Source organism: Actinomadura hibisca NBRC 15177 (genome assembly GCF_001552635.1).
Lineage (GTDB): Bacteria > Actinomycetota > Actinomycetes > Streptosporangiales > Streptosporangiaceae > Spirillospora > Spirillospora hibisca.
The window spans coordinates 196,853-210,861 of the sequence record NZ_BCRO01000026.1 but is presented as its reverse complement, the minus strand read 5'-3'; the positions used below and the strand labels follow the sequence as shown (position 1 = coordinate 210,861).

Below are 14,009 nucleotides of genomic sequence, written 5' to 3'. Positions count from 1 at the left end.
CGACCATGAGCGTGGTCGCCGGGGGCTTTCGCCGTTCCCCTACTCCTGCGACGGGGCGAGCACCCGAGGCAGCAGCGAGACCACGGCCGCGCCGAGCACCGCGGGGATCATGAACGCGACGAACCCGGCGCGCGGCGAGGCGACCAGCGCCGTCGCCGCCGACACGTAGACCGGCCCGGCGATCGCGCCCAGCCGCCCGACGCCGAGCCCGACGCCGAGCGCCGTGCCGCGCAGGTGGGGCCGGTAGGTCGACGACAGGCAAGCGATGACCATGTTCTGGCAGCCCAGCGAGCCGAGCCCGGCCAGCGCCGACACCACCAGCAGCAGTGCCCGCGGCTGGTTGGAGCTCAGCGTGAGCAGGGCGAGGGCGGCGAGCACGAACGTCGCGACGGTGACGGCCTTGAGGTGGCCCCGGTCGGCGAGCAGCGACACCAGCGGCCCGCCGAGGCTCGCCCCGATGGTGAAGGCGATGAGGAACTCCAGCGACGAGCTCAAGTGGTAGCCGTTCTTCATCATGATCGTCGGCAGCCAGGCGGTCGTGCTGTAGACCAGCGCCATGCTCATGAACGTCGCGATCCAGAGCAGGACGGTGTTGCGGCGCGTCGCGGGGGCGAACAGCTCGGCGACGCGGGCGCGCCGGCCGTCCGTAGGCTGCGCCGCCTGCGGCCGGTGCACGGGACCGGCCGGGATCATGCGCCAGATCAGCGGGACGAGCACGACGGGCAGGACGCCGATCCAGAACAACGTCTGGAAGTGGTGCTCGGGGAACAGGACCCGGCCGAGCAGGGCCGAGGCGGTGCCGCCGACCCCGATCGCGCCGAGCGAGATCGCCAGGTGCAGGGTGCGGCGTCCCTCCGGCGCGTGGTCGACGACGAACGCCGACACCAGCGGGGCCAGCGCGCCGATGCCGATGCCGGTGCAGAACCGCGCCGCGCCCAGCTGGCCGAGGTCGCCCGCGAGCGCCGCCGCCAGCATCGCCGCCGAGATCCACGCGACGGAGGCGACCATCGGGGCGCGCCTGCCCCACCGGTCGGCGGACCAGCCCGCGAGGATGGACCCGAACGGCATGCCGAGGGCGGTGAGACCGCCGAGCGTGCCCATGGTGGACGACGTCGCGCCCCACGACCGGTCGTGCATCAGGCTCGGCCCGATGGTGCCGAGGGTGAACAGGTCGTAGCCGTCGATGAAGAGGATCAGGCACGCCAGGGCGAGCGCGCCGGTGCGGGCGCGGGTCGCCGGTGGGGCGAGGGTGGCGGTCACGGGGGTTCTCCTTACGCGAAGGCCCCGCTTCCCGGCCTCGGGGGACGGGGACGGGAGAAGCGGGACCGGGTGGGGTGGGGGGCGCGGTCAGCGGAGGCGGAGGCGTGGTCAGCGGGAGCAGCCGCGAGGGATGGTGCGGTCTGCGGGAGCGGCCGGTGGGTTGGTGCGGTCAGCCGGAGCGAGAGGTGGGATGGCGCGGTCAGCGGGGGTGACCGATGGCGCGCCGCAGAACCTCCTTTGCAGAGCCGGGCGTACCCGCCGTCCAGGCGACGTGCTGGTCAGGCCGCACGAGCGCGAGGCCGCCAAGCCGATGATGGAAGGTCTCCAGCGGAACGCCCTCCTCAGCAGCCGCCTTGACGAACTCCTCCGTCTCGGGCCGGTCCAGGTCACCGACCAGCGTGAAGCCGCGGCCGAGGTGGTCATACAGAGAGTCGCCGGGCGCGAGCCAGCGGTGGTCAAGCCGCCCACCCACATCCCCCGTAACCAAGGACGAGCCCCGGTAGCTGTAGCCGAGGACAAGATCCAAGCTGTGGAACTCGCCGTCCTTGGACTCCTGGACGGCGCGGGCGACGGCAGGGCGCGCGGCGGCGAACTCCGCGTCGTCGCCGGTCAGCCGCGGATCGGACAGTTCGGGCGCCAGGGTCGCCATGTTGCGGGCGGCCTCCTCGATCGTCCGCGCGGCGATCGGGCGGCGCTCGGCCTCGTAGCTGTCCAGCAGGGTCGCGGGGGCCCAGCCGGACAGGACGGCGGCGAGCTTCCAGCCGAGGTTGACCGCGTCACCGATGCCGGTGTTGAAGCCGTGCCCGCCCCACGGCGGGTTCAGGTGCGCGGCATCCCCGGCGAGGAAGACGCGGCGCGTCCCGTACCGCTCGGCCAGCAGCAGCTTCGCCTTCCACGGGTCGGTCGCGACGATCTCGGCGTCAATGGCGTCACCCACCAGGGCGCGGACGAGGCGCAACGGATCCGCCTCACCGACCTCCTGGGTGACGCCCTGGGCGATGCACCACCACAGATCGTCCAGGTCCATGCGGCCAACGAGCCCTGGCTGCTCCGGGTCGAGCACCCAGTAGTGGATCGCCGGGCCGTGCGGGACACGCTCCGCCAGGCCGGGCGCGCGGAAGACGATGTTGAAGTTGGGCCGCTCGTCGGCGCTGCCCTCGTACACGACGCCGATGGCCTCGCGCACCTTGCTCCAGGCACCGTCGGCCCCGACGAGGTAGTCGGCGCGGACCTCGCGCGTCGCACCGTCAAGGCCGGACAGCGTCGCGGTGACGCCGTCGCCGTCCTCGACCAAGCCAATGAGCGTCCACCCCGTCTCCAGCCGCGCGTGCGGTGACGCGGCGACCGCCTCGCGCAGGACCTGCTCGATCGCGGGCTGCCCGATCTGCTGCCCCGGTTCGGCGGCCCGGTCGTCGCCGGTCAGGTCGAGGCCGAAGCAGCCGTGGAAGCGGGTGACCTCTCGGCCGAGCAGCCCGGTGGTGAACACGGCCTGATCGGACCAGGAGACGGGCAGCGCCGCCCGCTCCCGAACCCGGTCCGCGACGCCCCAGCGGCGGAACAGCTCCATGGTGCGGGCCGAGGTCGTCTTGGCGCGCGGCCGCAGCCATGACACCTCGGCACGCGGCTCGACGACCAGCGAGGCGACGCCGTGGTGGGCGAGTTCCAGCGCGGTCGCCAGGCCGACCGGCCCGCCACCGGCGATCAGTACGGTCATCGGCTGTGCGCCCCGGTCATCAGCGCGGCCAGGTCGTCGGGGTGCAGGAACGACGGCGGCGGGGGCGGGCCCCAGTTGAACAGGCCCTTGGCGCCCTCCAGCGTTTCGGGCGTCCAGAGCTGGTCGTCGGGGACTGCGTCCATGTCGGAGTAGTACTCGGCGAAGTTGCCCGCCGGGTCCTTGAGGTACCAGAAGAAGTTGGACCCGGCGTGGTGGCGGCCGAGGCCCCACACGTGCCGCTCGGGGTGACCGTCCAGCATCGCGGACGCGCCGCGCCCGACGTCGTCCACGTCGTCCACCTGCCAGGAGGTGTGGTGCAGGAACGCGACGGGCGCGGCGAGCACCAGCAGGTTGTGGTGGTCGGTGGAACAGCGCAGGAAGATCCCGACGTCGCCGATCAGGTCGCTGGTGCGGAAGCCGAGGCCGTCGCGGAAGAACGCCGTGGTCGCCGCGAAGTCGGTGGTGCCGAGGACGGCGTGGCCGAGCTTGCGCGGCCGGACCGGGTCGGCGCGCAGGATGCCGGGGGCGCGCGTCCCGGCGCGTTCGATCCGGCCGGGGCCGTTGTAGGGGGTGGGCGGGACCTCCGGCTGGGCGACGCGCGGCTCCACCTGGAGGACGGCCCGGACTCCGGTCGTCTGCTCGTAGGCCGTGAGCGTCCGGGCGTCCGCCTCGACGGGGACGCCGAGGCGTCGCAGGTTCGCGGCGACGCGACCCAGATCGTCGGGGTCGTCCACGCCGACGCGCAGCTCGACCAACCGCCGGGTGGGCGCGGCGACGAGGCGGAGCTGATCGCCGCCGTCGCGGGTGGCGAACCAGCCGTCCGCGCGGGTGGTCAGGCCGAAGTCGGCGTAGTAGGCGGCCGTCTCCGCGACGTTCGGCACCCCGATGGTGACGGAGCCGAGGCGGTGCAGTCCCATGGCGGTCCTTCCTTCCGGTCAGGCCGAGACGAACGACTGGCGGAGCTCGCCGATGCCCTCGACGTGGCTGACGAGCTCGTCGCCGGGGGCAAGCCAGCGCTGCGGGTCGCGGCCGAGACCGACGCCGGCCGGGGTGCCGGTGAACAGCAGGTCGCCGGGCAGCAGCGTGATGACCTTCGACAGCCGGGCGATCAGTGTGGGGACCGGGAAGACGAGGTCGCGGGTGCGGCCCTTCTGCACCTCCTCGCCGTTGATCGCGGCGCCGAGCTCCAGGTCGTCGCGGTCGGCGAACTCGTCGGGGGTGACGACCCACGGCCCGGTCGGCGCGAAGCCCGGCAACGACTTGCCGAGGCTGAACTGCGGGGCGGGCCCGGCGAGCTGCGCGACGCGCTCGCTGAGGTCCTGCCCGACGGTCAGCCCGGCGACATGGTCCCAGGCGTCGGCCTCGGCGACGTTCCGGGCCGTCCTCCCGATCACCGCGACCAGCTCGACCTCCCAGTCGGTGTGGCCGCCCTCCGGCAGCACGACCTCGGTGACCGGCCCGGACAGCGCCGACACGAACTTGGTGAACACCGGCGGCAGGCCCTCGGGCACCGCGAACCCCGACTCCGCCGCGTGGTCGCGGTAGTTCAGGCCGACGGCGACGAGCTGGCGCGGCGCGGGCACCGGCGCGCCGAGCCGCGCCTGGTCGAACTCCTCCCCCGGCGGCAGGTCGGCGTCGGCCGCCCACGCCGTGAAGGCGTCCCATTCGGCGTAGACGGCCTGCGGATCGGCACCGAAGCGGCCACCGCTGGCCTGCTCCACGTCCACGGCCCTCCCGTCCCTGACCAGGACAAGACGACCGGCGAGGTTGGCTACGCGCATCCCGAACTCCTATTCAGCATGATGATTAGGGTGATAATGCTCACCTTGCTGGTCGGACGTCAAGAGCTGCGCCTGATAATGTGCATGATGAATTCGCCGGAGCATCCAGGAGGGCCGTTGAGCCTGCGACACCGCGACGCCCCCACCACGGGCGGTCGCGCAGGGCAGGCCGCCGAGCGCATCGCGGCCCTGGTCCGCGACGCCGAGCCCGGCGCCCGGCTGGGCACCAAGAACGACTTGCGGGCCCTGTGCGGCGTCTCGGTCAGCACCTTCAACGAGGCGTTGCGGCTGCTCCAGGCGCGCGGGCTCGTCAACGTGCGGCCCGGTCCCGGCGGTGGGCTGTTCGCGGCCGAGCAGTCCCCCATCGTCCGGCTCGGCAACTCGGTGCTCGCGCTGGACGCCGAGCAGACCACCGTCGCCGAGGCCATCCGCATCCGCGACGCCCTCGACCCGCTGCTCGTCGAGGACGCGCTGTGGCACGCCTCCCCCGCCGACATCGCCGAGATGCGCGAGATCGTGGACGAGATGGGCCGCTCGGCCGAGGCGGGCGACGCGACGACATTCGTGCACGCCAACTGGCGGTTGCACACCCGCATCGCCGCGACCAGCCCACACCTGCTGCTGCGCTCCCTCTACGCGAGCCTGCTGGACCTGATCGAGTCGCACACCCTGTCGGTGCAGCCCGACGGGGAGCGCCCACTCGCGCCCTACCTGCTGGAACGGCACCGCCTGCACGCCGACCTCGTAGACGCGATCGCCGCCCGCGACCGCGACGCCGCGATGCGCCTGATCCGCGAGCACACCACCGTCACCCGCGAGGCGGCCCGCTAGCTCACCGTTCCGCGCTGCGGACGAGGTACTCCCAACCGGCTCTGAGCTGGCCGTCCGACCAGCACTGCTGGCGTTTGAACTGCGCCTCCGCGCGATCGGAGAAAACACGGACCGGACCAGCGGCCATCGCCGTCAACTGAGCGCGGCAGGCACGTTCGAGCAGGACGGCGTGCATGACGGCGGCATGAACACTGTCCCCCGCCGCAACTAACCCGTGCTTGGGCAGCAACGCCGCCGGGGCGTCGCCGAGGGTTTCCGCCAGCGCCACCCCCAAAGCCGAGGTGGACACCAGAGCACCAGTGTCGGTAAAGCGGGGCACGTCATCACCGCCGAACAGCGCGCCGTCATGCGAAAGAGGCAGCAGCGGCGTACCGAGCGCGGCGAACGCGACGGCCGCCTGAGCATGGGAGTGCACCGTGCAGGTCACTGACGAGTTCCGCCGCATGATCTCCAGATGAATGTGGGCCTCGATGTGCGGAGTGCCGGTGCCCTCCAGCACCTCACCGCCAAACGACACGAGCTGGAGATCCTGCTCCTCACACTCCTCCAGTCCCCGCCCCGGCGCTTTGATCCAGATCCCCCGGTCCCCAACAGCACGAACGGCGACGTGCCCCCACACCATGTCGCCATGCCCGACCGCAGCCAGAACACGACCGGCCTGGATCACGTCCCGTTTCACGCCGCGTCCAGAGACCGGTAGTAGCGGGCGGCCCCAGGGTGCAGCGGGATGGGGGTGCAGCCCATCGCCACCGGATCGAGCGGATAAGTAAGGGGACTGCGTTCGGGCGGGAGATGCCGGTACTGCTGCTCGATGGTCGCGCGGGTCTCGCCGAGGATCCAGGCGATCAGGTGGGCGAGGTCGTCGGGCAGGTCGGAGCGGGTGAGCACGAGGAAGTCGGAGAAATCCAGGGTCTCGAAGCGCGGGCAGCCGGGGAAATGCCCTTCCTCAACGATGGCGGACGGCCAGGAGTAGTCGGCGGCCAGGCCGTCGAGGACATGCCGCTCGATCGGCAGGAACGCGAGGCGGTCGCCGAACTGCTGCCAGGGCGGCAACATGTACGCCTCGTGGACGATGGCGTCGGCCTCGCCGCTGATGACGCGTTCGAAGGTCTGGCGCGGCCGCTCGTCGGTCAGAAGCTGCCCGCCCCAACCAGCCACATCGACATGCGAACGGGTCAGAACTTCGTGAGCGGCCCACCCAACAAGATTGCCGCCATCATGCGGCGCGGTGGCCAGCCGCAGCCTGAGCTTGGCGGCGCGCAATTCAGCGAAGGACGTGATACCGAGGGCCTTATCAACGCCCACGACCAAACGGTCACGCTGAGGCAGGGCGCCAAGCGCGCGCAGGTCGGGGACGGGTTCGGCAGCGAACGGACCCTGACCGGCCAAAGCAGCGGCGGCGAACGCGGCAGGCGTGGTCAGCGCAACGTGCACCTCACCACGGCCAACCGCACGAGCGGCGTCGGCACCCCCACGACCAGTCCAGATGCCAATCCGAGTGTGGGGCCCGGCCCGGTCGGTGAGCTCCTGAGCGATCCAGCCGCAGACGCGGTGGAGGTTGGCGGTGCCCCAGTCCCCTTGCAGGTGGAGGGTGACCGACCGATCGAGGGCCGGTTCGGGTGGACGCATGCTCACTCCCAGGGAAGCAGGGACGATCGTGCTCGCCCGCCTCAAGGAGCCGGGACGGCAGTGCGCTGACCCAACCACACCAAATGATAATAATCAATATCAAACATCATCCAGCAGCATTGTGCTCGCGCAGCAGCCCCAAGACCGCATCACGATCCCGACGATCGAGCGCGTCCACCAAGGCGACGTGCAGCTCATGGCGCCGCCGCAGGAAGCCCTCCTCTGGCTCTCCACCAGGCAGTATCGACAAGGTCCGGCGCTCGATCACCTCCTGGGAACGCAGGTAGAACTCCCGCAGCAGGGTCCCGGGGCCGATGGCGGCGAGGCGGGCGTGGAAGCGCCAAGCGGCATGCACGTAAGCGGTGCCATCCTTACGGTCAGCGGCCTCACCCATCACCCGCAGATGTTCGCGCAGGTCGGCGAAGTCCGCCGGCGAACCATGCCACAACGCGTCCTCAACGATGAGTGGCTCAATCGCCTCACGCACCCGGAAGGCGTCAGCCAGCTCGACCTGCGGATCACCCTCCGCCTCAACACCCCCAGGCACGGCAACCTCAGGAGCGAACAGCCCACCACCAGGCCCCGGCCGAACCGTCACCTGCCCGCGCTCCTGCAACAACCGCAAGGTCACGTTGAACGTGCCGACCGACACCCCGCACATAGCCCGGACCTGCTCCTTGGTGCCCAATCTGCCACCGGGCTCCACGGCCGCGAGCAGCCGGGCGACATGCACCGCCGCCTCCTGCGCACGACCGACCGGCCGCTCCCGCGAAGTCGACTCCGAAGCCACAGGCACCTCCATCGTAATTAATCATGCTCAATCCTTGACGCCAGCACGCGAAGCCGCCCATCCTACAACGAGCATATTCATTATGAGGATTTGCCTCACCCTCCAAAGACGAGGAGTTCTCCCCGTGGGACTCGTACACGAAGTCATCGACGGCTTCGACGCCGCAGAACCCGTACGACAGGTCGCGCGCCAGGAAGAGCTACTGCTCGCCGAGCCGCTGCCCTCCCCCAAACGACCGCCGCGCGCCTACCGCCCAATCGAGGCCGTGCACTTCCCGCCGCACTTCGTGCCCCAGCGGTTCGAGCCGCCCAAGGGCATCTACGAGAGCGACTTCCTGCGGATCGAGCGGCAGACGATGGCGGGGTTCCGGCAGCCCTTCTACCACCGCAACTGCGACGTGGACGAGCTGTCCTACCAGGTGTACGGCACGCGGACGCTGATGACGGAGCTGGGCAGCGTCGACCTGGTGGCCGGGGACTTCTCGCGCATCCCGGTGACGGTGGCGCACGACAACCACGCCCACGACGACATCCACATCCTGTTCTACGTCCCGGCACCCGTCGCGGAACTACACCCCGCCGTCCGCACCTCCGAGCTCACAATCCCACCGTTCGCGGGCTGGGAGCCCGAGGTTCGCAACCTGATGACGACCGAGTGCCTGGGCGGCCCCGAGCACGACATCGTGATGACGCCCGTTGACGAACAGTTGCTGCTCGACCAGGCCAAGGCCGAACCGGAACGCATCAACGTGCTCCGCCCGTCCCCCAACTCCACCGACTGGCTGTACCGCTCCTCGCACGTCCGGATCGGCCACACAACGATCAACAACTCCGACGGACGGCTGTACCGCACCCACCGCGACGCAGACGAAGTCCAGTACCAAATCAGCGGCCACCGCGTCCTGGTGACCCAGCTAGGCACCATGCGCCTAGAGCCGGGCGACTTCGTGCGCATCCCCGTAGGCGTCGCCTTCACGAGCATCGTCACCGAACCGAGCACGCACCTGACCGTGCTGTCCGCGCTGACCGTGCCGCAGGTAGCCGAGGCAACGAAGACCGGCGAAAAACTCACCATCGCCGACCTAGACCGCCTGCGCCCCCCGAACTAGCCAACCTCCCGCACAGAAAGCCCACACATGCCCGAGATGAAAGCCGCACGCGCCTACCGAGGCTCCGACGTCCTACAACTAGAGCAGGTCCCGATTCCCACCCTGAACGAGGGCGACGTCCTGATCCGCGTAGCCTCCGCAGGACTGGCACCCAGCACCATGAAACTGCTGGCCAAGGGCGCGTTCCTGCACCTGCCCACCGTCCCCGGCCACGAAGCGGCGGGAACGGTGGAACAGGTCGGCTCCGGCGTCGACCCGACCCTGCTGGGCAAACGCGTCCGGGTCCACCCCATGTTGTCGTGCGGCGACTGCGTGTACTGCGGCAGCGACCGCGAGCAGATGTGCGCCGAAGCCGCGATGATCGGCCAGGGCGCCTTCGGCACCGGGACGCTGGAACTGTACGCCCGCTACCACGACGGTGGCCTCGCAGAATTCGTCCGGGCACCGCACTGGCTGATCGACGAGATCCCCGACAACGTGAGCTTCGATCTGGCCGCCAAGGTGCACGACCTGGGCAACGCCGTCCGCGCCCTCAAATGCGCAGGCCCCCTGACCACCGCAACAGCAGTGATCACCGCCGCCACCGGCACCATGGGCACCGCATCCATCCTGCTGGCCGAGCACTTCGGCATCAACAGACTCATCCTCGTCGGCCGCTCCGCAGAACGCCTCCAGGCAGCACGCGCACTCATCCCGCACCTGCGCGCCGACATCATCGCGCTGGAAGAGCTGCCCACCGACTGGGAAGCAACAGCAGCCCTCACCACCCGCATCCGCGAACTCGTACCCGCTGGCCCCGAAGCAGTCCTGGACTACCTCCCCGCAGGCCCCGGCGCCGAACAAACCCTCCGCTCTCTGGCCAACGGAGGCGTCTTCGTGCACATGGGCGGCAACGCCGCAGCGATCACGATCCCGATGCGAGAAATGATGCTCGGCTGCTGGCGCTACGTGGGCACCCGAGCCTGCACCCGCAACGACACAACGACCGCCCTCAACCTCCTGGCCTCCGGCAAGGTGCAGGCCGAGCAGCTCATCACCCACCGCTTCGCGCTGGACGACGTGAACACCGCCCTCACCGCCGTAGCCGAACGCCGCACCCCCATGTGGATGGGCGTAGTCCGCCCCTGAAAGCCCACCCTCAACCACAGGAGCCTGCCCCATGCCGGACTGGACCACCATAGAGACCACCGACGGCCCAATGCGCGCCTACACCGCACGCCCCGAAGCCCCGCCAAACCGCGCCGTCATCGTGTTGCAGGAGGCGTTCGGCGTCAACGCCCACATCCAGGACATCGCCGAACGCTTCGCCGCCCGCGGTTACCTGGCCCTGGCCCCCGACCTGTTCCACCGCACCGGCCCAGCAACCTTCGACTACAACCAACACCCCGAGGCCATGCGCCTAATAAGCGCGCTCGGCCCAAACGAGATCACCACCGACATCCAAGCCGCCCTAACGCACCTCACCACAACGGAAGCCACCCCAACCAACCGAACCGCGATCACCGGCTTCTGCTTCGGCGGCCGCGCCACCTTCACCGCCGCCACAACCATCCCGAACCTCGCCGCAACAGTGGTCTTCTACGGCCCCGGAATCGCCACCGGCCCCCACGCCGTCCTAGACCGAGCAAAGTCAATCAACGCCCCAATCCTGCTACACGTAGGCGCAGAAGACCCGACCATCCCCACCGACCAGGTACAAGCCATAGACAACGCCCTACGAACCAGCAACGCCGATTTCGAGCAACACATCTACCCCAACGCAGGCCACGCCTTCGCCTGCGACGCCCGCCCCAACATGCACCACCCCGAAGCAGCCGCCAAGGCATGGCAACGCACCCACACCTTCCTAGCCCGCCACCTACCCGCAAGGCCCTGAGAAGCCAGCCGCAACAACCCACTCACGCTTGACCGACGAGTGCTACGGCTAGCCGAGCTGGGCCTGGAAGCGAACAAGCCAGCCGTCGCCGTCACTTCATGGCGGCGACGGCCATGCGCTGCGCGGAGATCCCAAAAGGTCACGCCAGCTTGACTCGCCTCACCAGTGCGTCCCAGTCGCGGCGGTCCACGATCAGTACCGGACCGGTCGGATGCGTGCTGTCGCGCACCGCGATTCTCGCCGAAAACGAGGCAACCTCGACGCAGGTGTTACCGCCGCCGCTGTGGCTGGACTTGCGCCACCGGGCGTTCGCAAGGTCGATCATCGGTCCGCTTCACTCCTGTCGGCGAGTCCGGTGATGAGGTTCGCACTCGCCTCTGCCGAAAGAGCCTTGGCCGCCAGGTGTTCCCAGGCGGAATTGATGCGGGCCACCTCGGTCGCGCTCTCCGGGTAAAGATCGCCGAAGGGGCCTTCCGAGTAGGGTACATCCGGGATGAAAGGGTCCGTATAGGACAGGATGATGAAAGCCCCGTCCACCCCTGGATGACCCCCGGCCGCCAGCGGCAGCACCTGGACGGTGATATTCGGCCGCTGCAGGCAGTCGCGGAGATAGCGGAGCTGCCGCCCGAGGACCTCCGTTCCGCCGATCTGCCGCAGCAGCACGCTCTCATCGATGATCGCGTGCAGTTCGGGGGCGTCGTGCCTGCCAAGCAGCGTGCGGCGCGCCATGCGCGCCTGCACCCGCCGTTCGATGGCCTCCGGGGCGTCGGTCGGCCGCGCACCAGCGATCACGGCACGGGCGTAGTCCTCGACCTGCAGCAGACCGGGTATCACCTGCGGCTGCCAGTCACGGATGCGCTGGGCGTCATGCTCCCAGGCGACGTAGGAGCCACTGAAGACGTCTCCATAAGCGGTCCACCACCCGCGCTGCCTGGCCTCCTGGCGTAACTCGACGAGCCTGGCCCGCTGGTCCGAACCGGCTCCGTAGAGGTCGAGGGCCGCCTTGAGGTCGGATTCCTTCGGCGTGGTGGCCCCGCTCTCGATCCGGTCGAGCTTCGCCCGGCTCCAGCCGAGTTGCTCGATCGCCTGGGTGTGCGCCAGCCCCGCCCCCTCGCGAAGCTCGCGAAGTTCCCGGCCAAGCCGTCGCTGCCTCATGGTGCCCATGAGCGCAGTATCCCACCAGCATCCGCAGACTCTCTGCGAAGAAGGCACACTAGTTTTGCGTATCTCACTAGAAAACTGCGGACCGCAGTTTTACACTGCGTCAAGAGATCATAGCCGTGGGTCAGCAAGTGATCGCGGAATGCCGTGGCGCTCACGAAGACGGACTGAAGCGGACGGGTGTTCCTCACGCGTTCACGGCAGGCAAGCGAGATCGCCGGCGACATCCTCGGCAGCCGACCTGACCTCGGCAGCCATCCAGGCCGATCGGCCATGCACGGAAGGAGCATCCAGCTCGCTGACGACAAGCCAAGGCGGCCCCGAAGCCCGTGGGCAAAGACCGGCTTCGGGGCCCGGGACCGGACTGCTAGGAGGTCCAGCCCGTGCACCACCCTACGAACTCTCGTCCTGCTCGGGGCGAGCCGCAGATCCCCCTTTTCGCTCCGGTGGGCGAGGGTTCACCCTCAGCACCCCCTCCCACGCCATGGAACACCGCCGAACTCGACCCGGATGTTGTGCTGACCGGCCTTCACCGGCGGTTCCCCTCCTATCGCTTCTGGTTCGGGGAACACACTGGTGAATACTGGGCCATCAACCGCCGCAGGATCGGCCGAGACAGGCTCTGGGAAGCGCGCGATCCCGAGGTTCTGGCCCGCGAACTGGGCCGCATTCCTATCGCACCCGCCACTTGGCCGGTTCCCAGGGCAGCAACCGCCGCCCAGGTGGCCGTCCCGCTTCACAGCGAAGCCGTCCGCCCCACCCGCTCTCAGCACCGTGCGGTGACGGACGCGCGCTCGGCCGTTCCCTCGCGGATCGAGGCGGTGCCACCGCCTTCTCCCAGCAGAGGACGGCATCGCACCGAGCGCAAGGGATTCCTCCTGCGCCTGCTCAGGCTGGCACTGGGAGGACAGCCCGATCGCTCCGCTTCACGTTCAGCAGCCCCAGTTTCACCGGCAGCATGCGGGAGGGTTTGATGGCTGCCCACAAACCGACAGACCTTCCCTGCGGGGGCTTCTGCGCATGGCCCCTCCCATCCGACAGGAGTTGCGCCTCCATCGCGCGTTCCGAACTCGGGACGCTCATGCTGACCTTGGGCTTCCCGGAGATCAGCATCGACAACGCGCGGCTGGCGGTCAGCGAGTTGGCCACCAACGCGTTCCGGCACGCCCACGCCCCAGACCCCCGGCACCCACCGGCGGCCGCCGAACTGGCGGCGTGGGCCCGCCTGGTACCCCGCCCCCAGCTGATGGTTTCGGTGTTCGATCTCGATCGCCGCGCCCTGCCCCGTTCCGGAGACCAGGATCTCCTGGCGGAGAGCGGGCGCGGCATGGAGATCGTCGAAGCAGTCACCACCGGATGGGGCGCACACCCCAGCCGCTCCCGGCTCCTGCCTCACCCGCAGCGCGGCAAAGCGGTCTGGATGGCGCTCCCGCTTCCCGCCTCTTGGCCGACGCCGATCGACCCGATCTTCCCAGCGGTCGCAGCGCAGCGGCTGGCCGCCAACCTGGCGGCACGCGGCATCCCCGCCCGCCGCCTGAGCACCAACACCGGTCTCTCGCTGGTGACCGCCGCATCCGTGCAGGTCATGGTGTGCCCGGACGCGTTCCTGTGGAGCGCCGCCGGAACCGATCACCGCCATCCGCTCATCGATTTGCAAGAGGCCAGCGAACGCGTGGTCGAGACGCTGGAACGCATCGGCTGGCCAACACCCAACTGATCACCGATCGGCCTCGGGCGGCCTGGCTGGAAGGGAGAGGCCGCTCGAGGCACCCCAAGGCGGAACAGGACAACGATGAGCCGTTGTGCGGAGCCATCGTCCGCTGATGTTGCCGTCAACTACTGCTGTCAGAGACCTCACG

Annotated in this window: 14 protein-coding genes; 5 read left to right on the top strand and 9 right to left on the bottom strand. The window is 69.6% G+C overall.

What is annotated here, in order from left to right; all coding sequences use genetic code 11:
• Window positions 1-39: 39 nt before the first annotated feature.
• From AH6_RS13400 to AH6_RS13385, 4 genes are all read right to left on the bottom strand, one after another.
• Window positions 40-1,260, bottom strand: coding sequence for an MFS transporter (locus AH6_RS13400; RefSeq protein ID WP_067479092.1), 1,221 nt, complete (start codon window positions 1,258-1,260; stop codon window positions 40-42).
• A 199-nt stretch (window positions 1,261-1,459) separates the two neighbouring features.
• Complete coding sequence (locus tag AH6_RS13395) at window positions 1,460-2,974, bottom strand: FAD-dependent monooxygenase (RefSeq protein WP_067479090.1); 1,515 nt, start codon at window positions 2,972-2,974, stop codon at window positions 1,460-1,462.
• Window positions 2,971-3,891: a VOC family protein gene (locus AH6_RS13390; RefSeq protein ID WP_067479089.1), complete on the bottom strand. Its 921-nt coding sequence runs from the start codon at window positions 3,889-3,891 to the stop codon at window positions 2,971-2,973. Before AH6_RS13390 ends, AH6_RS13395 begins: the two co-directional genes overlap by 4 nt.
• A gap of 18 nt (window positions 3,892-3,909) precedes the next feature.
• Window positions 3,910-4,755 (bottom strand): fumarylacetoacetate hydrolase family protein, encoded by an 846-nt coding sequence (locus AH6_RS13385; protein WP_067479087.1) that lies wholly within the window; start codon window positions 4,753-4,755, stop codon window positions 3,910-3,912.
• Between the two features lie 117 nt (window positions 4,756-4,872).
• Here AH6_RS13385 and AH6_RS13380 point away from each other — a divergent pair, with 117 nt between their 5' ends.
• The gene (locus AH6_RS13380; protein WP_245679298.1) at window positions 4,873-5,586 is read left to right on the top strand and encodes a FadR/GntR family transcriptional regulator; all 714 of its coding nucleotides are present in this window, start codon (window positions 4,873-4,875) and stop codon (window positions 5,584-5,586) included.
• Between the two features lies 1 nt (window position 5,587).
• Here the strand turns inward: AH6_RS13380 and AH6_RS13375 are convergent, their stop codons facing one another.
• The 3 genes from AH6_RS13375 to AH6_RS13365 form a co-directional block, all read right to left on the bottom strand.
• A complete protein-coding gene (locus AH6_RS13375; RefSeq protein ID WP_218005799.1) occupies window positions 5,588-6,265 on the bottom strand; it encodes a class II aldolase/adducin family protein in 678 nt (225 codons plus the stop codon).
• The gene (locus AH6_RS13370) at window positions 6,262-7,215 is read right to left on the bottom strand and encodes a TAXI family TRAP transporter solute-binding subunit (RefSeq protein ID WP_067479186.1); all 954 of its coding nucleotides are present in this window, start codon (window positions 7,213-7,215) and stop codon (window positions 6,262-6,264) included. The genes AH6_RS13375 and AH6_RS13370 overlap by 4 nt, the downstream gene beginning before the upstream one ends.
• Before the next feature lie 106 nt (window positions 7,216-7,321).
• Window positions 7,322-8,017, bottom strand: coding sequence for a GntR family transcriptional regulator (locus AH6_RS13365; RefSeq protein WP_067479085.1), 696 nt, complete (start codon window positions 8,015-8,017; stop codon window positions 7,322-7,324).
• Window positions 8,018-8,129: 112 nt separating this feature from the next.
• Here AH6_RS13365 and AH6_RS13360 point away from each other — a divergent pair, with 112 nt between their 5' ends.
• From AH6_RS13360 to AH6_RS13350, 3 genes are read left to right on the top strand one after another with little or no spacing between them, the layout of a single operon-like run.
• Window positions 8,130-9,113, top strand: a complete 984-nt coding sequence (locus AH6_RS13360; RefSeq protein ID WP_067479083.1) for a hypothetical protein — start codon at window positions 8,130-8,132, stop codon at window positions 9,111-9,113.
• A 27-nt stretch (window positions 9,114-9,140) separates the two neighbouring features.
• On the top strand, window positions 9,141-10,241 hold the full coding sequence (locus AH6_RS13355) for a zinc-dependent alcohol dehydrogenase (RefSeq protein WP_067479081.1): 1,101 nt from the start codon (window positions 9,141-9,143) through the stop codon (window positions 10,239-10,241).
• A gap of 31 nt (window positions 10,242-10,272) precedes the next feature.
• The gene (locus tag AH6_RS13350) at window positions 10,273-10,989 is read left to right on the top strand and encodes a dienelactone hydrolase family protein (RefSeq protein ID WP_067479079.1); all 717 of its coding nucleotides are present in this window, start codon (window positions 10,273-10,275) and stop codon (window positions 10,987-10,989) included.
• Between the two features lie 139 nt (window positions 10,990-11,128).
• Here the strand turns inward: AH6_RS13350 and AH6_RS13345 are convergent, their stop codons facing one another.
• Together AH6_RS13345 and AH6_RS13340 are read right to left on the bottom strand one after the other, a co-directional pair.
• A complete protein-coding gene (locus AH6_RS13345; protein ID WP_067479077.1) occupies window positions 11,129-11,314 on the bottom strand; it encodes a DUF397 domain-containing protein in 186 nt (61 codons plus the stop codon).
• Window positions 11,311-12,153 carry a helix-turn-helix domain-containing protein gene (locus AH6_RS13340; RefSeq protein WP_067479076.1) on the bottom strand — a complete coding sequence of 281 codons (843 nt, stop codon included), beginning with the start codon at window positions 12,151-12,153 and terminating at the stop codon, window positions 11,311-11,313. The genes AH6_RS13345 and AH6_RS13340 overlap by 4 nt, the downstream gene beginning before the upstream one ends.
• Window positions 12,154-13,231: 1,078 nt before the next feature.
• Here AH6_RS13340 and AH6_RS13335 point away from each other — a divergent pair.
• Complete coding sequence (locus AH6_RS13335; protein ID WP_067479074.1) at window positions 13,232-13,867, top strand: ATP-binding protein; 636 nt, start codon at window positions 13,232-13,234, stop codon at window positions 13,865-13,867.
• Window positions 13,868-14,009 lie beyond the last annotated feature (142 nt).

What these genes read in the sequence shown, in the direction of transcription:
- AH6_RS13395 (WP_067479090.1), bottom strand. Translation starts at nt 2,974, where the DNA reads ATGACCGTACTGATCGCCGGTGGCGGGCCGGTCGGCCTGGCGACCGCG.
- AH6_RS13390 (WP_067479089.1), bottom strand. Translation starts at nt 3,891, where the DNA reads ATGGGACTGCACCGCCTCGGCTCCGTCACCATCGGGGTGCCGAACGTC.
- AH6_RS13385 (WP_067479087.1), bottom strand. Translation starts at nt 4,755, where the DNA reads ATGCGCGTAGCCAACCTCGCCGGTCGTCTTGTCCTGGTCAGGGACGGG.
- AH6_RS13370 (WP_067479186.1), bottom strand. Translation starts at nt 7,215, where the DNA reads ATGCGTCCACCCGAACCGGCCCTCGATCGGTCGGTCACCCTCCACCTG.
- AH6_RS13365 (WP_067479085.1), bottom strand. Translation starts at nt 8,017, where the DNA reads ATGGAGGTGCCTGTGGCTTCGGAGTCGACTTCGCGGGAGCGGCCGGTC.
- AH6_RS13355 (WP_067479081.1), top strand. Translation starts at nt 9,141, where the DNA reads ATGCCCGAGATGAAAGCCGCACGCGCCTACCGAGGCTCCGACGTCCTA.
- AH6_RS13350 (WP_067479079.1), top strand. Translation starts at nt 10,273, where the DNA reads ATGCCGGACTGGACCACCATAGAGACCACCGACGGCCCAATGCGCGCC.
- AH6_RS13345 (WP_067479077.1), bottom strand. Translation starts at nt 11,314, where the DNA reads ATGATCGACCTTGCGAACGCCCGGTGGCGCAAGTCCAGCCACAGCGGC.
- AH6_RS13340 (WP_067479076.1), bottom strand. Translation starts at nt 12,153, where the DNA reads ATGGGCACCATGAGGCAGCGACGGCTTGGCCGGGAACTTCGCGAGCTT.
- AH6_RS13335 (WP_067479074.1), top strand. Translation starts at nt 13,232, where the DNA reads ATGCTGACCTTGGGCTTCCCGGAGATCAGCATCGACAACGCGCGGCTG.